The 20,307-nt window shown below is 56.9% G+C and carries 15 protein-coding genes; 4 read left to right on the top strand and 11 right to left on the bottom strand.

What is annotated here, in order from left to right; translation table 11 throughout:
• Positions 1–2: 2 nt before the first annotated feature.
• From astD to GJU83_RS06165, 5 genes are all read right to left on the bottom strand, one after another.
• Positions 3–1,478: a succinylglutamate-semialdehyde dehydrogenase gene (gene astD, locus GJU83_RS06145; RefSeq protein WP_069181886.1), complete on the bottom strand. Its 1,476-nt coding sequence runs from the start codon at positions 1,476–1,478 to the stop codon at positions 3–5.
• A complete protein-coding gene (gene astA / locus GJU83_RS06150; protein WP_069181887.1) occupies positions 1,466–2,566 on the bottom strand; it encodes an arginine N-succinyltransferase in 1,101 nt (366 codons plus the stop codon). The genes astD and astA overlap by 13 nt, the downstream gene beginning before the upstream one ends.
• Positions 2,567–2,618: 52 nt before the next feature.
• Positions 2,619–3,638 (bottom strand): arginine N-succinyltransferase, encoded by a 1,020-nt coding sequence (locus GJU83_RS06155; protein WP_069181888.1) that lies wholly within the window; start codon positions 3,636–3,638, stop codon positions 2,619–2,621.
• 9 nt (positions 3,639–3,647) lie between these two features.
• Complete coding sequence (locus GJU83_RS06160) at positions 3,648–4,862, bottom strand: aspartate aminotransferase family protein (RefSeq protein ID WP_069181889.1); 1,215 nt, start codon at positions 4,860–4,862, stop codon at positions 3,648–3,650.
• A gap of 99 nt (positions 4,863–4,961) precedes the next feature.
• Complete coding sequence (locus tag GJU83_RS06165; RefSeq protein WP_069181890.1) at positions 4,962–6,422, bottom strand: exonuclease domain-containing protein; 1,461 nt, start codon at positions 6,420–6,422, stop codon at positions 4,962–4,964.
• Between the two features lie 162 nt (positions 6,423–6,584).
• Between GJU83_RS06165 and GJU83_RS06170 the strand changes: the two genes are divergently transcribed.
• Positions 6,585–7,721 carry a DcaP family trimeric outer membrane transporter gene (locus GJU83_RS06170; RefSeq protein WP_069181891.1) on the top strand — a complete coding sequence of 379 codons (1,137 nt, stop codon included), beginning with the start codon at positions 6,585–6,587 and terminating at the stop codon, positions 7,719–7,721.
• A 346-nt stretch (positions 7,722–8,067) separates the two neighbouring features.
• Here GJU83_RS06170 and aceF read toward each other — a convergent pair whose 3' ends face one another.
• Positions 8,068–9,729, bottom strand: a complete 1,662-nt coding sequence (gene aceF / locus GJU83_RS06175; RefSeq protein WP_069181892.1) for a dihydrolipoyllysine-residue acetyltransferase — start codon at positions 9,727–9,729, stop codon at positions 8,068–8,070.
• Positions 9,730–9,739: 10 nt separating this feature from the next.
• A complete protein-coding gene (aceE, locus tag GJU83_RS06180; RefSeq protein ID WP_069181893.1) occupies positions 9,740–12,403 on the bottom strand; it encodes a pyruvate dehydrogenase (acetyl-transferring), homodimeric type in 2,664 nt (887 codons plus the stop codon).
• Positions 12,404–13,068: 665 nt separating this feature from the next.
• Here aceE and GJU83_RS06185 point away from each other — a divergent pair.
• Positions 13,069–14,433 carry a KamA family radical SAM protein gene (locus tag GJU83_RS06185; RefSeq protein WP_008169234.1) on the top strand — a complete coding sequence of 455 codons (1,365 nt, stop codon included), beginning with the start codon at positions 13,069–13,071 and terminating at the stop codon, positions 14,431–14,433.
• 48 nt (positions 14,434–14,481) lie between these two features.
• On the opposite strand, the gene GJU83_RS06190 is transcribed toward GJU83_RS06185, so the two are convergent.
• The 3 genes from GJU83_RS06190 to trxA form a co-directional block, all read right to left on the bottom strand.
• Positions 14,482–14,715, bottom strand: coding sequence for a hypothetical protein (locus GJU83_RS06190; RefSeq protein WP_069181894.1), 234 nt, complete (start codon positions 14,713–14,715; stop codon positions 14,482–14,484).
• 63 nt (positions 14,716–14,778) lie between these two features.
• Positions 14,779–15,105, bottom strand: coding sequence for a hypothetical protein (locus tag GJU83_RS06195; RefSeq protein ID WP_069181895.1), 327 nt, complete (start codon positions 15,103–15,105; stop codon positions 14,779–14,781).
• A gap of 71 nt (positions 15,106–15,176) precedes the next feature.
• On the bottom strand, positions 15,177–16,040 hold the full coding sequence (gene trxA / locus GJU83_RS06200) for a thioredoxin (protein WP_008169221.1): 864 nt from the start codon (positions 16,038–16,040) through the stop codon (positions 15,177–15,179).
• 207 nt (positions 16,041–16,247) lie between these two features.
• Between trxA and lon the strand changes: the two genes are divergently transcribed.
• Positions 16,248–18,698 (top strand): endopeptidase La, encoded by a 2,451-nt coding sequence (gene lon, locus GJU83_RS06205; protein WP_069181896.1) that lies wholly within the window; start codon positions 16,248–16,250, stop codon positions 18,696–18,698.
• Positions 18,699–18,726: 28 nt separating this feature from the next.
• Here lon and GJU83_RS06210 read toward each other — a convergent pair whose 3' ends face one another.
• Positions 18,727–19,221: a MarR family winged helix-turn-helix transcriptional regulator gene (locus GJU83_RS06210; RefSeq protein ID WP_069181897.1), complete on the bottom strand. Its 495-nt coding sequence runs from the start codon at positions 19,219–19,221 to the stop codon at positions 18,727–18,729.
• 165 nt (positions 19,222–19,386) lie between these two features.
• On the opposite strand from GJU83_RS06210, the gene GJU83_RS06215 reads away from it, so the two are divergent.
• Positions 19,387–20,295 carry a tetratricopeptide repeat protein gene (locus tag GJU83_RS06215; protein ID WP_136631386.1) on the top strand — a complete coding sequence of 303 codons (909 nt, stop codon included), beginning with the start codon at positions 19,387–19,389 and terminating at the stop codon, positions 20,293–20,295.
• Positions 20,296–20,307: the final 12 nt, after the last annotated feature.

The raw sequence follows: 20,307 nt of genomic DNA on the forward strand, positions 1-20,307 counted from the left end.
CGTTAATCGAAATTGAGGCCGGGTGCCAGAGACTCTGGCAACTCACTCTTGCCGGCCTCCAGAGACGCCATGGGCCAGGCGCAGTAGTCGGCGGCATAGTAGGCGCTCGGGCGATGGTTACCGCTAGCGCCGACACCACCAAAGGGCGCGGCACTGCTGGCGCCGGTCAGTGGCCGGTTCCAGTTCACAATGCCGGCACGCACTTCCTCCACCAGCCGTTCATAGAGTTTCCGGTCATCTGTCAGGATACCTGCGGAGAGCCCGTAGCTCGTGTCATTGGCCAGCTCCAGGGCGTCGTCAAAGCTTTTGTAGCGATACACCATCAGCAACGGCCCGAAGAATTCCTCATCGGTGACGTCGAGCCCGGTGGCATCAATGATACCCGGGGACAACAGGCCGGTTCCCGATTTCAGGGATTTCATTTCCAGCAGGGATTTGCCCCCCTTTTCAAGCAGGCTGGCCTGGGCCGCCAGGAGCTTGTCAGCGGCTTCCGCGGAAATGACCGATCCCATGAATGGCTGCGGATCGGCATCGAATTCACCAACCTTGATCCGTGCGGAGACTTCCACCAGCCGGTCGAGGAACGCGTCGCCTTTCTTGCCCTTGGGCACCAGCAGTCGCCGTGCACAGGTGCAACGCTGGCCGGCCGACAGGAATGCCGACTGCAGGGCGTGATGCACGGCGCCATCCACATCGGCCACGTCCTGCACGATCAGCGGGTTGTTGCCGCCCATTTCCAGGGCCAGGATTTTCTCCGGCTGGCCACCGAATTGCTTGTGCAGAAGATGGCCAACGGTTGAACTGCCGGTAAAAAACAGGCCATCGATTCCGGGATGATTGGCCAGGGACTTGCCAGTCGACGAGTCACCCTGCACGAGGTTGACCACTCCATCCGGAATGCCAGCCTTCTCCCAGAGTTTCACCGTTAGTTCGGCGACACCGGGGGTCAGCTCGCTCGGTTTGAACACCACCGTGTTACCGGCCAGCAGAGCGGGCACAATGTGGCCGTTCGGCAGGTGCCCCGGAAAGTTATAGGGGCCAAATACCGCAACAACACCATGGGGCCGGTGTCTGAGCACCGCGTGCCCACCCGCAACATCGGATTCGGATGTGCCAGTGCGGTCGTTGTAGGCTCTCACCGAAATGCCGATCTTGCCGATCATTGCCGCCACTTCGGTGCGTGACTCCCACAGGGGTTTGCCGGTTTCCAGCCCGATCTGATGAGCCAGCTCTTCCTTGTGAGCTTCCAGCAACTCACCAAAGGCTTCAACCACGGCCTGACGTTCGGCAAAGCTTTTGCGCTGCCACTTCACAAAGGCATTCCGGGCCTCGCGAACGGCCGCATCCACATCTTCAAGGTTGGCGCTTTCACCATCCCAGATTGTCTCACCGGTCACCGGCTGGACAGATTCGAATATCGGCCCATGGCCCTGCAGCCAGAGCCCGTCGATAAACAGTTCACCTGTCAGCTTTGCCATTTTGATGCACCTCCCGGTACTGAACTTCTATAAGTATGTTTGGTCAGCATCCCCGAGTCTTTCAAGGGGGCCAGACGAACCGGATCACCCGATTCAATCTGCAACGCCTCGGCCACTTCCGGCGGAAGGCTGACGGTATCCGGCCCTATGCAATCTATCGGCAGGGTGGTCACCCGGAAGTCCCGGAACGAGCGGTTCGACACCATCACCCGCTCATCGGCAGGCACGTTAAGGTTCACTGGCTTGCGAGTCACCATGGCGTGCCGGTTCATGCCTTCCCTCACCGTGCGGATGTTGTGCACGAAGGCTTCAACCACGGGGCCACCGTCAAAAATGTCCACCAGCCCGTTAAAGTTGAACCCCTCTGATTGAAGCATGCGAAGCGCTGGCGCGGTGTTGTCATGAACCCGGCCAATGACCGCCCGGGCCGAATCCGGCAGCATGGGCAGGTAGATCGGGTACTTGGGCATCAGCTCGGCAATAAAGGATTTGTTGCCCAGGCCAGACAGCATGTCCGCCTCGCTGAATTCCATGTCAAAGAACTTGGTCCCCAGCGCGTCCCACAACGGGCTTCGACCCTGGGCATCGGACACGCCGCGCATTTCCGCGAACACTTTTTCCGAAAAATGCTTGCGAAACTCATCCAGATACATGAACCGGCACCGGGAGAGCAGCAGCCCGCTGCCCCCGCCTTTGTATTCATCCGACAGCAGCAGCGAGCAGATTTCGCTGGTGTCGGTCATGTCGTTGGACAGGTGCAACGTGGGTGTCCGTACATGCACACCCAGCTCTTTAGAGGCATTCACCGTAACGCTCAGGCGGTAATTGTAGAACACCTCGTCCAGACCAACCCGGGCCTGAATGCCACTGATCCCAACGGTTTTTTTGCGCTCGATATCCTCAAGAGCAAACAGATACAAACCTGCTTCCGGCGCAATGCGCTGATTGAACGTCTCACGGGCGTGATTGATTTTTTTCTGGAGGAGCTCTCGGTCCGCCGGCAAGGTGGTCAGCCCTTTACCGGCACCCTGGGCCATGGCGTACAGGTCATCCAGATCGTTTTCCTGTAACGGGCGAATTACCAGCATAAGGTCGCCTCCCCGAGATCGACAGCTACAAACTTTGCCATTCCCAAGCTTGTCATAGCGGCGCAATCCTTACCCGGTCGCCCGCGGTACTGTTCAGCGCCTTCCAGGTCGAAACCGGAACCTTGAGTTTGTCGTCCAGCGTTTCAGCGACCGGTGTGAGGGTGCAGCGAAACTGCTCCCGCTCGCCAGCAGCGATCAGACAGGTTTCACCCACAGCCTCATTACTGCCATGAAGCTCCTTGGGGTGGCTGGTCACCAGGGTTTTCAGGCTATCGGTGCGCCCCTCCAGAACCGGGCCGGCATCAAAAATGTCCAGAAAACTGCCCGGCTGGAATCCCTCCCGCTGAAGTAGCTCAAAATTAGGGACGGTTATCTGATGCGGCTGCCCCATCGCCTTCTGGGCAGCCTCACTCAGCAGCGTGACATAAATGGGATTCGGGGGCATGAGCTCGGCAATGAAAGTCTTGCTCAACTGACCGGAGTACTGGTCTGCCGTCTCGAAATCCATATCAAAGAAATGCCGGCCAAGACTGTCCCAGAAGGGGACGCTGCCATCCTCCAACTGCACCCCCTGGATTTCCACCGCCATCCGCGGGGTAAACCATTCCCGATGATCGGCAATAAACAGAATCCGGGCACGGGATAGTAATTCGAACGCGTCGGTATTCTGGAGTTCGGGCCGTATGGAGAACGAACACAATAGCGAGACATCCGTCAGCGAGTGAGAGGGGTAGAGCACTTCTACCCGGCGCGACACCCCCAGCTCATGAGAGGCATGGATCAGGGCATCCCGACGGTAACTGTAGAAGGGCTGGCCATTGCCGGCGCGGGCATCAATGCCGGCGGTGCCAGCAATGTCTCCGGTCTGGGTGTTTTCCAGCACGAACAGAAACCTGGGCGGATCGTCTTCGGCGCTGATCCTGCCGGCAAAAGACGCCAGGGATTGCTCGATCTTGTAAGCCAGGGCGTCGCCCTGCTTGGGCAGAGTGGAAGAAAGACGGGCACACTGGGTGCCCGCCATGGCCAGAATCTGGTCCAGATCATCCGGCCGAGCCGGACGTACCAGCCACATAAAATCTCCTTAGGCCGCCAGTTTTTTCACCGCCGCTTCGAAACGTTCGAGGGCTTCGTCAATGTCCGATTCGGGGATAATCAGGGACGGCGCCAGACGAATCACATTCGCACCGGCCACAAGTACCATCACGCCCTCTTCCAGGCCGGCATTCAGAAAATCCTTGGCCTTGCCCTGCCATTTTTCGGTCAGCACACAACCGAGCAGCAGACCGGCGCCACGAACCTCACTGAACACACCGTAGCGCTCACCAATATTCATCATACCCTTGCGGAGTTTGTCGGAACGGGCTTTCACGCCCTTGAGAATCTCCGGCTGGCTGACGGTGTCCACCACCCTCTGGGCCACGGCGCAGGCCAGCGCGTTACCACCGTAGGTGCTGCCATGGGTCCCAACACCCAGACTGGCGGCAACCTTGGCCGTCGTCAGCATGGCCGCTACCGGGAAGCCACCACCAAGCCCCTTGGCACTGGAGAGAATGTCCGGCACCACGTCGTACATCTGATAAGCGTAGAAGTGGCCACTTCTGCCCACACCAGACTGCACCTCATCAAACACCAGCAACGCGTCATTTTCATCACAAAGCTCGCGAAGCCCCTGGAGGAACGCCTGGTCGCCGGGCATAACGCCGCCCTCACCCTGAATCGGCTCCACCACCACGGCGCAGGTTTTCTCTTTGGAGATCAGCTTCTTCACCGATTCCAGATCGTTGAACTCGGCGTGATGAATACCGCCAGGCGCAGGCTCGAAGCCTTCCAGGTATTTTGGCTGGCCACCTACGCTCACGGTGAACAGGGTTCGCCCGTGGAATGAGTTCTTGAACGAGATGATCTCGTTCTTGTCTTTGCCAAAATGCTCCCAGGCGTAGCGCCGGGCCAGTTTGAAGGCTGCTTCGTTGGCCTCAGCACCGGAATTGGCGAAAAACACGCGCTCGGCGAAGGTGAGGTCACACAAAGTCTTTGCCAGGCGCAGGGCCGGCTCGTTGGTCATCACGTTGGACAGGTGCCAGATTTTCTCGGCCTGATCGTGCAACGCACCCACCAGTCCCGGATGGGAATGGCCCAGGCAGGTCACTGCAATGCCGCCCTGGAGATCAATGAACTCGCGGCCTTCCTGATCCCAGATCCGGGAGCCCTCTCCTCGCACCGGAATAATGGAACCGGGAGCGTAGTTGGGCACCATGACTTCATCGAACAGTTCGCGGCTGACGGGGTCTTTATTCATAAATCTCTCTCGGGAAAGCGGCTAAGCACATAAAATTAGTTGAGTGACCACACCAGACAAGTAAGTAGGTGTGCGGACTCTTGCACCATAATACGCCACTCACGGCATAAGAACATCCGGTTCCCCGATGGCCGGCAATTCAATCACCCTGTGCGGCATGCTCCCAGCCTTGGTCCTATCCAACAGCGTGCCGATCAAAAGCTTGTAGGAGTCCAGATCAAAGGTGACCGCCTGGCCGCGGAGAGAAAGATCCTGCAGCTCGTTTTCGTCATGCAGGGTAGCCACGTGCATCCAGTTATAAACCACCAGGATATCCGTGCGGCCGGTTCGGGCATTGCGCTCAACAATCCCAACCGGGCCTTTCCGGGGCCAGGTTTTCAGCCGCAGGCTGTGAAAGGCAATCTGTACCCTGAGATTGTAGCGCTCGACATTCTCGAGCTCTTCGCAGGCGCCCTTGCAGCGCCCCAGCGAACGCTGAAAACATGGCCCTTCGTTTTCAGGCTCCAGCCCGAGCAGTCGATTGCACAGCTCGTTCTTGGCCGCGATGCCGCTCAAGGCGCGCTCGGCATCCCGTTTGCTGCGGAACAAACCGAAATAATCCCCCAACCGATGCGGCTCGATCTCACGAACCAGCCGCGCCTGCAGGTACCCCGCCTCGTTTTTCGAAAGCTCGATGCTCACCAGATTCTTGGCGGCCCGGGACCGACGATTGAACAGGGGCTTCAGCGTCTTGATCTGTTTGAGTTCGAGAAGAAGCGCTCCAAGCTCCCCGGCCGTTTCTGTGCATTCGACGCGACGGAGGCTCTCGGACATCCGCACACCCCGGGACGAGTTATGATCGCCGGAAAAGTGCGATGCCACCCGCTGGGCAATGTTCGTGCTCTTGCCCACATATAAAAGCACATCGTTCTCACCGTAGAAGCGATACACCCCCGGCCCCCGAGGCAGACCCTGAAGGATATCCGTTGGTAGATGGGAGGGAATACTCGGCCGTTGCAGCAGCTCCCGCAGGGCACTTTCGAATCTCTCATCCCCCTTCTCTGCACGGGCATGCTCGAAGAACGACAGCATGGCCGAGACATCCCCCATGGCCCGATGCCGCTGAACCTGGGCAAGACCATGACGGGCTATCAGAGCATCCATGTTGTGACGCCGGAATTCCGGGTAGAGCCTTCGGGAAAGCTTCACCGTACAGAGCACCTTCGCCGAGAAAAGACGCTCCAATCTGCGAAACTCGGATTTAATAAAACCGTAATCAAAACGGGCATTGTGAGCGACAAACACCTTGTCCTTAAGCTGTTCCTCCAGCTCGTCCGCTACATCCGCAAACAGCGGCGCATCCGCCACCATGTCATTGGAGATGCCGGTAAAGTTCTCGATAAACGGGGAAATCCGCGTCTCCGGATTCAGCAACGTCTGCCACTCGCCCACTACCTCACCGGCCCTCCAGAACCGGATACCAATCTCGGTAATCCGGTCCCGGGCTGAATTGCCGCCGGTGGTTTCAATATCAAGAAACGCGAACGTGGCTGACTCAAGAACTGTACTTTCGGATGCCATAGAACAACATTACGCCTTGTTGGCAACTGCAGATGTCTGTATATGAACGAAAAGCGGTTATAGACATTCGTCTAATTTCTGCATGAATTTATTTGAATTGTCACGAATTGGTAACTACCTTGTTTTTGGGTCCAACAACAAAAATGTGTGGAGACAACAACGATGCAAAGCAACAAACTGAGATTGGCAATTCGTGCGACGGCAGCAACAGTAGTAATGGGGGTTGCCTCTCAAGCGAGCGCACTTACGCTGAACGTAGGTGACGACACCGAAGCGAGCCTGTACGGCTACGCTCGTCTGAATATGAGCTACGACCTGGACGGCAACCGCGCTGTTTCTACCCGCGCCGGTACTTTCGCTTCATCCGCTAACGAAGACGTTGAAGGTCACTTCGGCGCCGACGTTCAGCAGAGCCGTTTGGGCGTCAAAGTCAAGCACGCTTCTGGCGTAGCGATTACCGTGGAAGGTGACTTCCGTGGTTCAGGCAACGGCGCAGGCAGTCTGCGTATGCGTCACGCCTACGGCGAATACAACGGATTCATGGCCGGCCGTAACTGGTCCAACTACACCAGCTTCGTAGGTAACACCCCGACTCTGGACTTTGACAGCCTGGCTGGTACAGCCGGCAGCCAAGACCGTGCCGAGCAGGTTCGTTACACCACTGGCGCTCTGTCTTTCTCACTCGAAGACCCGAGCTCACAGGGTGTTCTGGGCGCAGGCGGCAACACCCGCACTTCCGCACCAGCTCTGACCGCTCGCATTCAGGATTCTGCCGATTCACTGTCCTACGCTGCTGCAGCGCTGGTTAGCCAAGTCACTGCTGACGATGGCACCAATGATGACAGCGCGATGGGCTTCGCAGTATTTGGCGCGGCCAAATTCGCCCTGAGCGACATGATCTCGATCCAAGGCGCTGCAAACTACACTGACGGTGCCAACGGTTATCTGTGGCGCTCTGGCAGCAACTATTTCGGCCCAAGCGCCTATGTCGACGGCAACAGCGTTGAGACCATTGAGGGCTACGGCTTCTCAATCGGTACAAGTGTAGCTCTCGGCGGTGGTCGCAGCATCAACCTGGGCTACGGCACTACTATGCTGGACCTGGACGACGCGATTGCTGCAGGTGCAACCACCAATGCTGACGCCGAATCCAACCAGAACGCGTTCCTGAACTACATGTGGTCTCCGGTATCCAACGTCATGTTCGGCGTTGAGTACGGATACTTCGATCAGGAAACTGTTGCCGGTGATTCTACCGACGCAAACCGTGTTCTGTTCGCAGCGCAGTACAGCTTCTAATCCTTCCGTTAGAAGTTAGTTAACTCAGCAGAAACCCCGGCTCCGGCCGGGGTTTTTGTTTGGGCGGAATTAAGAGCAGAACGCTACACATATTGCCGGCCGCCAGAACCAGCAACGAGGAATGTCCAGAAAATAACTTGTTACCTTGCGTCGAGATAGGCGTGGGTGGAAAAGCGATCAGGAAGGAGCCAGAACGACAAAGGCCGGTGCGGCTTTTCAGAACTGTAGAGGGCCATGGATGGCCCGAAACAAGCGCACATGGATGTGCTTGTAGCGTGTTCTGAAAAGCCGCACCGGCCTTTGTCGCGCCACCCAACCCTCAGGCTAGGTGGCAACTAGCTTAACATCACAACAGGAGGGTACGAATGTCCCCAAGAAGCTGACTGAGCACCGAAGTAAACCGGGCCGCATCAGCCCCATTCACCGCACGGTGATCGTAAGACAGCGACAACGGCAGCATCAGGCGGGGCTGGAACTCCTTGCCATCCCAAACCGGTTTCATCGCCGCCTTGGAAACCCCAAGAATCGCCACCTCCGGCGTATTCACAATCGGCGTGAATGCCGTGCCGCCAATACCACCCAGACTGGTGATGGTAAAACAGGCACCCTGCATCTCTGCGGGTTTCAGCTGCTTGTCCCGGGCCTTCTGGGCAAGCTCGGCGCTTTCCGCCGCCAGCTCCCACAAGCCCTTCTTGTCCACATCCCTGATCACCGGCACCATCAGTCCGTGAGGCGTATCCACCGCGATTCCGATGTGAATGTAGCTCTTGCGAACCACCTCCTTGCGCTCCATGTCCAGAGACACATTGAACTGGGGCAGTTCCGCCAGTGCCGTGGCACAGGCCTTCAGCAGGAACGGCAGCGGCGTCATCTTCACGCCCTTCTTCTCGCCGGCCGCTTTCTGGGCCTTGCGGAAATCCTCCATATCGGTGATATCCGCATCCTCGAACTGGGTTACGTGAGGCACGTTCAGCCAGCTGCGCTGCATGTTATTGGCCGTGGCGAACATCATCCGCGACATGGCCTCACGCTTCACTTCACCAAACTGACTGAAGTCCGGCAGCTTGACACCCGGAATACCAGAACCGGTAGCAACGCCAGTACCCTGCTGAGCCTGCTTGAGCTGGCTCTTCACGTAGGCATGGACATCGTCCTTGATAATCCGGCTCTTGGGGCCAGAGCCCTTGATGCGGGCCAGATCGGCACCCAGTTCCCGGGCCAGCTTGCGCACGGCCGGGCCAGCGTGGACCTTGGCGCCAGGCGACGGAGGCTCATAAGTGGCACCCTGTGGCTCAGGCGCAGACTCTGCTTCCTGTTTCGGCTTCTCTTCGGACCTGGGCTCAGGCTTCTCTTCCTTCGCCGGTTCCTCAGACGCGGGCGCCGAGGCTTCTTCCTCTTCGCCACCACCTTCCTGAACCGTCATCTCCAGCAGTTCATCGCCCTCGGAGAGCTTGTCGCCCTCGGATACCAGGATCTTGCCCACCTTGCCCGCATAGGGCGAAGGAATCTCCATGGTGGCCTTGTCCGATTCCACTGTAACCAATGGATCGTCGGCCTCAATGGTGTCGCCTTCAGCAACGTTGATTTCTATCACCGGAACATTGTCGAAACCATCCAGCGCAGGAACCTTGACGGTCTCCTTGCGGGAGCCACCAGAAGCCTTCTTCGGCGCTGGCTTGCTCTCTTCGGACTTCTCTTCCTGCTTTGCTTCTTCCTTTTCCTCGGCCTTCTCCTCGGGCTCGTCGCTGCCGGCGTCGTCAGAGCCACCGGCGCTGGCTTCCATCATGCCAACAACATCACCTTCTTTTACCTTGTCACCCACCTTTACGGTGATCTTGGTGATCTTGCCGGCACCGGGAGACGGCAGTTCCACCGAGGCTTTGTCTGACTCAACCGTCAGAATCGGATCTTCTTCCTCAACCGAATCCCCTGCGCTGACAATGATTTCGATAACCTCGACCTCATCCGCACCGCCGAGATCCGGAACCTTGATTTCCTGTTCACTCATGGCGGACTCCTTAGCTCAGCACCGGGTTCGTTTTGTTGCGATCGATTCCGTACTTGCGCATGGCTTCGAGAACCACATCGTTCTTCACCTCGCCATCCTGAGCCAGGGCTGACAGCGCGGTGACTGTTACGTAGTAACGATCCACCTCAAAGAAGCTGCGCAGCTTTTCCCGGGTGTCGCTACGACCAAAGCCGTCGGTACCCAGGGTCAGGTAGGTTTTGGGGATGAACGCCCGGAGCTGCTCGGAGTGCAGCTTGATGTAATCGGTAGAAGACACCACCGGACCCTGATGCTTCTCAAGCATCTGGGTTACGTAGGCCTTCTTGGGCTTGTCGTCCGGGTGCAGGCGGTTCCAGCGCTCAATATGCTGGCCCTCGCGGGCAAGCTCGTTGAAGCTGGTAACACTCCACACGTCGGAGGCAACACCCCAGTCGTCTTTCAGCATCTGGGCCGCTGCACGCACCTCGTTAAGGATTGCGCCGGCACCCAGCAGCTGAACCCGCGGAGTCTTCTTGCGGCCCTTGGTTTCAACAGACTCGAACAGGTACATGCCCTTGATGATGCCGTCTTCGCATCCCTTGGGCATTGCAGGCTGTTCGTAGTTCTCGTTCTCGATGGTCAGGTAGTAGAAGACGTTCTGGTTGTCTTCGAACATCTCCTGCATACCCTTGCGCAGCACAACCGCCATTTCGTAGCCGTAGGCCGGATCATAGGCCTTACAGTTCGGAATGGTGTTGGCCAGCACATGGCTGTGACCGTCCTGGTGCTGCAGACCCTCGCCGTTCAGTGTGGTCCGGCCGGCAGTGCCGCCAATCAGGAAGCCACGGGCCTGAATATCGCCGGAGGCCCACGCCAGGTCGCCAACCCGCTGGAAGCCGAACATGGAGTAGAAAATGTAGAACGGGATCAACGGGAAGTTGTTGGTGCTGTATGACGTGGCCGCTGCCATCCAGGCGGCCATTGAGCCATCCTCGTTGATACCTTCTTCAAGGATCTGGCCCTTCTTGTCTTCCCGGTAATACATGATCTGGTCACGGTCTTCAGGAACGTACTTCTGCCCTTCTGCCGTGTAGATACCGAGCTGACGGAACATGCCTTCCATCCCGAAGGTACGGGCTTCGTCAGGCACGATCGGCACCACGCGCTTACCAATACGCTTGTCCTTGGTCAGTGCCGTCAGGATACGGACGAAGGCCATGGTAGTAGAGATCTTCCGGTCACCGGAACCGTCCAGGACCGCCTTGAAGATGTCCAGGTCGGGAATCTGCAGTGGCTGGCAATCCTTCCGACGCTTGGGATAGAAACCACCCAGCTCCTGCCGGCGCTTCTTCATGTAGACGATTTCCGGACTATCCGGCGCTGGCCGGTAGTAGGGCACATCCTCGAGCTCTTCGTCTTTCAACGGCACCGCAAAACGGTCGCGGAACGACTTCAACTGCTCGATATCAAGCTTTTTCAGGGAGTGAGCGGTGTTCTGCGCTTCACCGGCCTCACCAAAGCCGTAGCCCTTGATGGTGTGGGCGAGGATAACCGTCGGCCGGCCGCCATTCTTGTGAATGGCATGGTGGAAGGCCGCGTAGATCTTGTACGGATCGTGACCGCCCCGGTTGAGCTTGTTGATCTCCTCGTCGGAAAGCCCCTCGACGAGTTTGGCCGTTTCCGGGTACTTGCCGAAGAAGTGCTTCCGGGTATAAGCCGGGCCGTTGCTCTTGAAGTTCTGAAGGTCGCCATCACAGACCTCGTCCATGACCCGCTGCATCTTGCCGTCCTTGTCCTGCTCGAACAGGGGATCCCAGTGGCGACCCCAGACAACTTTCAGGACATTCCAGCCAGCGCCCCGGAAGACACCTTCAAGCTCCTGAATGATCTTGCCGTTGCCACGCACCGGCCCGTCCAGACGCTGGAGGTTGCAGTTAACAACGAAAATCAGGTTACTGAGGTTTTCCCGGCCGGCCATGGAGATGGAACCCAGGGTTTCCGGCTCGTCGCACTCGCCGTCACCAACAAAGCACCAGACCTTGCGATCGCCCATCTCGATGAGCTCTCGGCTGTCCAGGTACTTCATTACGTGGGCCTGGTAAATCGCCTGAATCGGACCAAGCCCCATAGAAACTGTTGGGAACTGCCAGTAATCCGGCATTAGCCAGGGGTGCGGATAGGAAGAGAGGCCAGTGCCGTCTACTTCCTCACGGTATTTGTCGAGATCTTTCTCGTCGAAACGGCCCTCAAGGAAGGAGCGCGCATAAATGCCCGGGGAAGAGTGGCCCTGGAAGTACACAAGGTCGGACTCGCGCTTTTCGTCGCCGCCGTGGAAGAAATAGTTGAAGCCAACATCGTAGAGGGTCGCTGCCGAAGAAAACGAGGAAACATGTCCGCCGAGATCACCGGGACGCTGGTTGGCACGCATAACCATGGCCATGGCATTCCAGCGGATCAGGGAGCGGATTCGGCGCTCCATAAAAAGATCGCCAGGCATCGGCGCCTGCTGGGAAACCGGAATACTGTTCCGGAACGGCGTGGTTATGGAATATGGCAGTTCGGTTCCATCGCGGCTCGCCCGCTCGGAAAGCCTCTCAAGAATATACTTGGCCCGGTCTACGCCTTCGTTCTCGATCAGAGATTCCAGCGCATCCAGCCATTCACTGGTTTCAATGGGATCATCGTCCTGGTACATCAAACCCTCCCCTTGGCATCAAAAGTGCAGCGCCGCCACGATCAGCAGCCGGGCGCGTTGCGGTGTCGATAAGCTGCGATGGAATGCAGTGTTTTGTTATGGGTATTTTCAGCCTGACAGGTGTACCGGCTACCAGTACACAGAACCTGTACAAAGCATAGAACAGCTTTCACACTTTTCCTGCCTGATCACCTCGGTTTCACGGGCTTTTGGCCCCGGGGATGACCGGCGTGCCGGCGAAGTGCGTGAATTAGAACACCCGGTTTCGTAGTATTTTTACTACATTTTGACCATCAAGTTCAATCAAAGCCCTCCAAACATCCTTTTGTAACGGGCTTCTTTCGGTTACTTACGGAAGAATGACCGTTTTTGGACCAACAGACAACCAGATTGCGACCAATGTCGTAGCATTCGTATCAGGCCGAAAATTGATTACCACGCTAAACGATCTTCTGGCCGCTATTCGCCGATCATTCAGGATATTTAGCGCTTTTTATTGAATTTTCGACTCTTTCCTCAGAAGCGCCCCACTGATCTATTTCAGCTTTTTTATTAGACCTGAAAATATTTCCGGATTTATGTATACTCGCCTGCCTGATTTTTAACCACCCAGGAAAAAGTGGTCGGACCACTTTTTTGTCATTGGCATCAACAGAGGGCGATCTATGAACTCCATCGTCACCTTTCCGAACCGGATTCCCACCACGGAGTTCGAGGAACGGCGTTTCAAGGTCTACACAGACCGCCAGCTCGACAAGATCGAAGTCATTCAGAATCTCCCTGAAGAGACCCTGTTTGAAATGAAAGTGGTAGCCAGCGTGCTGCCGTTCCGGGTCAACGAGTATGTGATCAATGAACTGATCAACTGGGACAAGGTACCCAACGACCCGATCTATCAGCTTGTTTTTCCGCAGAAAGGGATGTTGAAGGACGAGCATTACGAGCGCATGGCGAAACTGCACCGGGAAGGTGCCGACAAGAAAGAGATCCAGGCCGTCGCCAAGGAAATCCGGGACGAACTCAACCCGCACCCGGCCGGCCAGATGGAAATGAACATGCCTGAGCTCGACGGTGAAGTTCTGGACGGCGTTCAGCACAAGTACCGCGAGACAGTGCTGTTCTTCCCGGCCCAGGGCCAGACCTGCCACTCCTACTGCACCTTCTGTTTCCGCTGGGCGCAGTTCGTGGGTGACAAAGACCTGAAAATGGCCAGCACCGAAGCAGAAAAGCTTCATGGCTACCTGCAGGAGCACACCGAGGTCACTGACCTGCTGGTCACCGGTGGCGACCCCATGGTGATGAAAACCAAGAACCTGGTGCAGTATCTGGAACCGCTGCTACAGCCGGAGTTCGATCATATCCAGACCATTCGCATCGGCACCAAGGCCCTCACTTTCTGGCCCTACCGCTTCGTGACCGACAAGGATGCCGATGAACTGATCGACCTTTTCGCGAAACTGGTCGACGCCGGCAAGCACGTCGCCATCATGGCCCACTACAACCACTGGCAGGAAATCACCACCGAGATTGCCGAAGAGGCCATCCGCCGTATTCGCGCCACCGGTGCCGAGATCCGTGCCCAGGGCCCGCTGATCAAGCACGTCAACGACGATGCCGACGCCTGGGCAAAGCTGTGGAAGAAAGAAGTGCAGCTGGGCATCATCCCCTACTACATGTTTGTAGAACGGGACACCGGCGCGAAGAACTACTTTGAAGTGCCTCTGGTCGAAGCTTTCCACATCTACAGGGAAGCCATGAAGAAAGTCAGTGGCCTGGCCCGAACCGCCCGCGGACCGTCCATGAGCGCCGGCCCCGGCAAGGTGGAGATCCAGGGGATTACCGAAATCAACGGCGAGAAGGTGTTTGTACTGCGCTTCCTGCAGGGCCGCAACCCGGACTGGGTTCAGCGCCCATTCTTCGCCAAGTACAGCGAGACGGCCACCTGGTTGCATGAGCTGGAACCGGCCTTTGGAGAAGAGAAATTCTTCTTTGAAGATGAGTATGAAGAAATGAAGAAAGGGAATGGATAATCGCCAGCCTCTCTGAAGCGGCCCCGTGGATTGGGGCCGCTTGCCTCTTCAGCGATTGGATCTACGCGCCTTCCAGCTGGGGATGACCCGGAACACCAGCGCGCCAAACACCACTCCGATGATTACGATCAACGCGACCTGAAGGCTTCCATTGTCCATCGCACCCTCATTCAGGGTTTCTGCTGTTACCAGTCCTCCGATCAGGAGCCATGGCGTCAGAAGAATCAGCGCGCTCAATGACAGGAAACGTTTGATTCGATGATTGTCTTTTTGCTTAGGCATAGGACCCTCTCCAAAAGAATGAGCTCATAATTACCGACGGAGACGGCCATTGGATCAGGTACGTTATTTCTGCCGGACAAACTTGGGCATGAACCCCTCCGGCTTATCGCTCAACCACTCAACAAACGTCCGCAATTCTTCCAGTTCCAGCAGCTTTTCCCGGGTATTGAAGTACAGCCCCAGCTCGTATTCCGAGCGAGCCTTATGAATGGCGTTATGGCAGGGACGGCACACCCACAGCGTTCGGGTGATCAAATCTTCCTTGGTGAACAGTTTCTGGAACCGCTTCTTTCGGTGCAGGTGCTTGGGTATAAGGTGGTGCCGAGTGAGCTTGGCAACCGCGCGTTCACAGAGTTCGCAGTTGTCGGGTTGGGGTGGGAGCTTGAGCATTGCGGAAATACCAGTCGGGTTTCGCCCATGGCTCCACCCGACCTATGTTGTATTTGGCCAGCGCCAAACAATCAGTGCATCAGGGTATAGAGCTTCCGGCGATAGGTCCTTACGTCCGGGTTGTTGTTACCCAGCTTGTCGAACAGTTCGATCAGCGTTGTCTTGGCCACTTCGTCTTTGTACTTGCTGTCCACCTGCATCAGGCGGATCAGCAGGTCCATGGCCTCGGCGTTGTTTTCCTGTAATACGTGATGAAGTGCCAACTGGTGCAGTGCGTTCGGATCCTTCGGGTCCTGCTCCAGCGCCATTTCCAGATCCTTGATCGGAGGCAGTTCGGCCGACTGCTTCAGAAACTTGATTCGTGCTGCCAGCTGTTTGGCCTGGTGCTGCATTTTTTCTTCTGGAGGCAGACTTTCAAGGACCTGCTCGGCCGTTTCCAGATCACCCATTTCCGCCTTCAACTGGGCCAGGTCGATCAGGACTTTGAGATTTTCCGGGTCCTCCTGGTTCATCTGGGACAGGATAGCCAATGCTCCCTCCACATCGCCTTCTTCCCAGATCCGATGCGCCTTTTCATAGGGATCTTCCTTGGGGGCTTCCACGTGTTTGTCCAGAACCTTGCGGATTTCGCTTTCCGGCAGGGCACCGTTGAAGCCATCCACGGCCTGGCCATTCTTGACCAGGATTACGGTCGGCAGACTGCGCACCCCAAGGCTGGAGGTGAGCTGTTCCTGCTCGTCGGCGTTCACCTTGGCCAGCATGAAAGCACCCTGGTAGTCCTCCGCCAGTTTTTCCAGCAGGGGCATCAACTGTTTGCAGGGGGCACACCACTCAGCCCACACATCCACCAGGATGGGCGTGCTTGCAGAGGCTTCCATCACCTTCTGCTGAAAGTTTTCCATGGTGGCATCAAAGATGTAGGGAGAGTTGCTCATGCAAGGCACCTGAAAAGTCGAATGATTCGTTTTGAGTTGCCAAAAACATGGGGCCAACTACCCGAAATTCAAGCGCCAAACGCGCTAACCCAAGTCCTTGAAATCACCGTATCTGCCGTTACATAGCTAGTAAGCACCACGCCGGGACAATCACTACGCAGCCTGTCCCGGGCCGATTCACAACCTTTCCGGATGGACACTCGCGGCATGAATGACGAGACGCAAAACGATTCTTTTGAGGAATTCGAAGAGGACGTGACCGAGTACATTGGCAAGGACGAGCATAGCAAAAGCCTTGCCCTGCCCCAGCAGATGATGCCCCGGCGCATGTATGTGCTGCCGGTTTCGAATCGGCCTTTCTTTCCGGCCCAGGTACAGCCGATAGTGGTAAACCAGAACCCGTGGCAGGAAACCCTGAAAAGGGTCGGTGAGACTGACCACAAGGTCATGGGCATCTGCTTTGTGGAAGAACCGGACGCTGAAGAAGGCGTCCCGGCCAGTGAGCAGCTGGAGACCATTGGCTGCGCGGTGCGTGTGCATCATGCCCAGAATGACAGTGGTAAGGTCCAGTTTATCGCCCAGGGGCTTCAACGCTTCCGGATCGTCCAGTGGCTGCGTCGTAAGCCTCCGTATCTGGTGGAAGTTGAGTATCCGGCAGAACCGGAAGAAGACGCCGACGAACTCAAGGCCTACACGCTGGCCATTATCAGCGCCATCAAGGAGTTGCTACGTACCAACCCACTCTATGGCGAGGAGGTAAAACAATACCTGTCCCGATTCGGGCCGGACGATAGCTCACCTCTGGCCGATTTCGGCGCCTCAATGACCAGCGCTCCAGGCAATGAGTTGCAGGATGTGCTCGACACCGTCCCCCTGCTCCGCCGCATGGAGAAGGTTCTTCTGCTGATGCGTAAAGAGCAGGAAGTTGCCCGGCTGCAGTCGGAAATCAGCGAAGAGGTGAACGCGAAAGTCCAGAAGCACCAACGCGAATTCTTCCTGAAGGAACAACTCAAGGTGATCCAGCGCGAGCTGGGCATGGCCAAGGACGACAAGACCGCCGATGTCGAGCGCTTCCAACAGCGGATGGCGGAACTCAACCCGCCCGAGGCCGTGCAAGAGCGCTTCAACGATGAAGTCGAAAAATTGCAGGTGCTGGAGCAGGGCTCGCCGGAATACGGTGTCACCCGTAATTATCTGGACTGGCTGACGCAGGTGCCCTGGGGCATCCATTCCGAGGACCACTTCGACCTGGCGAAAGCCCGGCAGATTCTCGACCGGGACCACGACGGCCTGGACGATGTCAAAGACCGCATCATCGAGTTTCTGGCTGAAGGGACCTTCAAGGGCGAGGTGAGCGGTTCCATTCTGCTTTTGGTGGGCCCGCCAGGTGTTGGCAAGACCTCCATCGGTCATTCCGTGGCAGACGCACTGGGGCGGAAATTCTACCGTTTCAGTGTGGGCGGCATGCGCGATGAAGCTGAAATCAAAGGCCACCGCCGCACCTACATCGGCGCCATGCCGGGCAAGTTTGTCCAGGCGCTCAAGGATTCCAAGGTGGCCAATCCGGTGATCATGCTGGATGAAATCGACAAGATCGGTGCATCCTTCCAGGGCGACCCCGCGTCAGCCCTGTTGGAGACACTGGATCCGGAACAGAACCGCGACTTCCTGGACCACTACCTGGATGTCCGCATGGACCTGTCCAAGGTTCTGTTCATCTGCACCGCCAACCAGCTCGACACGATTCCACGACCACTGCTTGACCGGATGGACGTGATTCGGCTGTCCGGATACATCGCGGAAGAAAAGCTGGCCATCGCCAAGCACTTCCTGCTGCCGAGGCTGCTTAAACGGGCCGGGCTGCTGAAGAAACAGCTCAACATTACCGACGCCGCTATCAAGCAGATTATTGAGGGCTATGCCCGCGAAGCCGGTGTGCGAAGCCTGGAGAAGCTGCTGCACAAGGTGATTCGCAAGGGCATCGTGAAGCTGCTGGAGAGCCCGGACCAACCTGTGAAGGTGGGTGTATCGGATCTGCAGAGCTACCTGGGACAGCCATCGTTCAAGAAGGAGAAGTCTCTCAAAGGCATCGGCGTTGTCACCGGACTGGCCTGGACCGCCATGGGCGGGGCCACACTGAGCATCGAAGCATCCAGAATCCACAGCTCTCAGCGCGGCTTCAAACTGACCGGTCAGCTGGGGGATGTGATGAAGGAGTCCGCCGAGATCGCCTACAGTTATGTGTCATCCAACCTCAGACGCTTCAAGGGCGACCCGACTTTCTTCGACAAATCCTTCGTGCACCTGCACGTACCCGAGGGTGCCACGCCCAAGGACGGCCCCAGCGCCGGCGTCACCATGGCCACCGCACTGCTGTCCATTGCTCGCAAGGAAGCGCCGCAGCAGAACATCGCCATGACCGGTGAGCTCACGCTGACCGGACAGGTGCTGCCAGTGGGCGGTATTCGCGAGAAGGTTATTGCCGCGCGGCGGCAGAAAATCAGTAACCTGATCCTGCCGGAAGCGAACCGGGGCGACTACGAGGAGCTGCCGGAGTATCTCAAGGAAGGGCTGTCGGTGAACTTTGCCAAACACTATAACGATGTATTTCAGGTGTGTTTTGGCAATAAGCCCAAGAGCGGGTCTTCGGTGCATTAATATCAGGAGAAAGCCTGGCTCATTGAAGTCAGGCTTTCTCTTTCCAACCGTCGTCCTTCAAGACCGACCCAACGGTCAGCACCGGCGACGCATCAATATCGTCGGCATCCATCATGTTGGCCACACGCTGGAGCGAGGCCAGAATCATGGTTTGCTCCCACTCGGCCAGACTCTGGAATTTCTGGATGAAATCCTCCTGCAACGGATTCGGTGCCCGGGCCAGCAAATCCGCCCCCTCATCGGTCAGGTGGGCATGCACTTTTCGCTTGTCCTGTGTGCTGCGCACGCGATAAACCAGATTCCGGTGCTCCAGACGGTCCAGAATCGTGGTTACCGTTGCCTGGCTGAGACTGACCTTTTCTGCAATCGTGCCGATGGTCACTTCACCAAGATCCCGAATCGTTCTCATGATCAGCAGCTGAGGCCCGGTCAGCCCGGCATGTTTGCTCAGGCGCTTTGAATGAAGGTCAGTTGCCCGGATGACACGTCGTAAAGCCACCAGCACATCTTCATAACTGTTCACAGCAATGCTCCGATTCGGTTCTCGCAATTTATTTACACCCCTAAGTATTAGAGGTCTTTGCACCGAGAATTGCAAGTCGGCGAGTTTCCCGGCATTTTTTCGGCCATCCACTATGCTAAGGTTTCGCCTTTATTCCATTTACGACAGACGGACGGAATACGCCCGATGATCAAGTTTTTCCTGCCTTTTCTTTTCATGATGACATTCGCCGGCACCCTCTACGGTCAGGATGAGCTGGGCCCCGAGAAAGAGCTCACTGCAGAAGACCTGGAAGAGAGCATCAAGACGCTGGAAGAGCCCATGTACACGCCCTTCGTGGAACTTTATCTGCTGGAAGAGAGTAAGGCGCTTCGCAAGGAGATGCAGAACACCCGCGCAGAACTCATTGAAAAGGTGGTCGACAAGGAACTGTCCGTTGCCGACAAAACCATGTCTTACGCGACCGATACGGTTACCTACTTCTTTTACTTGATCGCGGGCGCCACATCCATTCTCGTGGTTATCGGCTGGAACTCCATCCGGGATATGCGCAACCAGCTTACCAGTCTGGCGGAAAAACGGGTCAACGAGCTGGTGGTTGAATACGAGAAGCGCCTCGAATCCATCGAAGAACAGCTGAAGCAGAAATCAGACATCATCCACCAGAACCAGGCAGAGATCGAGCGCACCAACGAAGTGCACTCGCTGTGGCTCAAAGCCAGCCAGGAAACCTCCCAGCAGAACAAGATTGCCGCCTACGATCAGATTCTGGACCTTCGCCCCGACGATGTGGAAGCGCTGAGTTACAAGGCAGACGCTGTTCTGGAAATGCAGGAACCGCTCTGGGCCATCAGTCTTTGCCAACGGGCACTGAAGCTTGCACCGGATAATGGCCACGCGCACTATCAGTTAGCATGCGCCTATGCAGAGATCGGCCGTTGGGAAGACGCCGTCAGCACTTTGAAGAAAGCTATTGAAATTTCGGAGGCATACCGCGACGATGCATCCGTAGACGTCAGTTTTGACCAGCTCCGCGAACACGAGAGCTTCCGCGCGCTGGTTTCCCAGGATGAAGAAGACGGCACGGATGCGTGACACCGCTCAGAG

The sequence above is a fragment of the Marinobacter salsuginis genome, from assembly GCF_009617755.1.
GTDB lineage: Bacteria > Pseudomonadota > Gammaproteobacteria > Pseudomonadales > Oleiphilaceae > Marinobacter > Marinobacter salsuginis.

Bases quoted from the DNA above. Each gene is read 5' to 3' on its own strand.
- astD (WP_069181886.1), bottom strand. From the start codon at position 1,478: ATGGCAAAGCTGACAGGTGAACTGTTTATCGACGGGCTCTGGCTGCAG.
- astA (WP_069181887.1), bottom strand. From the start codon at position 2,566: ATGCTGGTAATTCGCCCGTTACAGGAAAACGATCTGGATGACCTGTAC.
- GJU83_RS06155 (WP_069181888.1), bottom strand. From the start codon at position 3,638: ATGTGGCTGGTACGTCCGGCTCGGCCGGATGATCTGGACCAGATTCTG.
- GJU83_RS06160 (WP_069181889.1), bottom strand. From the start codon at position 4,862: ATGAATAAAGACCCCGTCAGCCGCGAACTGTTCGATGAAGTCATGGTG.
- GJU83_RS06165 (WP_069181890.1), bottom strand. From the start codon at position 6,422: ATGGCATCCGAAAGTACAGTTCTTGAGTCAGCCACGTTCGCGTTTCTT.
- GJU83_RS06170 (WP_069181891.1), top strand. From the start codon at position 6,585: ATGCAAAGCAACAAACTGAGATTGGCAATTCGTGCGACGGCAGCAACA.
- aceF (WP_069181892.1), bottom strand. From the start codon at position 9,729: ATGAGTGAACAGGAAATCAAGGTTCCGGATCTCGGCGGTGCGGATGAG.
- aceE (WP_069181893.1), bottom strand. From the start codon at position 12,403: ATGTACCAGGACGATGATCCCATTGAAACCAGTGAATGGCTGGATGCG.
- GJU83_RS06185 (WP_008169234.1), top strand. From the start codon at position 13,069: ATGAACTCCATCGTCACCTTTCCGAACCGGATTCCCACCACGGAGTTC.
- GJU83_RS06190 (WP_069181894.1), bottom strand. From the start codon at position 14,715: ATGCCTAAGCAAAAAGACAATCATCGAATCAAACGTTTCCTGTCATTG.
- GJU83_RS06195 (WP_069181895.1), bottom strand. From the start codon at position 15,105: ATGCTCAAGCTCCCACCCCAACCCGACAACTGCGAACTCTGTGAACGC.
- trxA (WP_008169221.1), bottom strand. From the start codon at position 16,040: ATGAGCAACTCTCCCTACATCTTTGATGCCACCATGGAAAACTTTCAG.
- lon (WP_069181896.1), top strand. From the start codon at position 16,248: ATGAATGACGAGACGCAAAACGATTCTTTTGAGGAATTCGAAGAGGAC.
- GJU83_RS06215 (WP_136631386.1), top strand. From the start codon at position 19,387: ATGATCAAGTTTTTCCTGCCTTTTCTTTTCATGATGACATTCGCCGGC.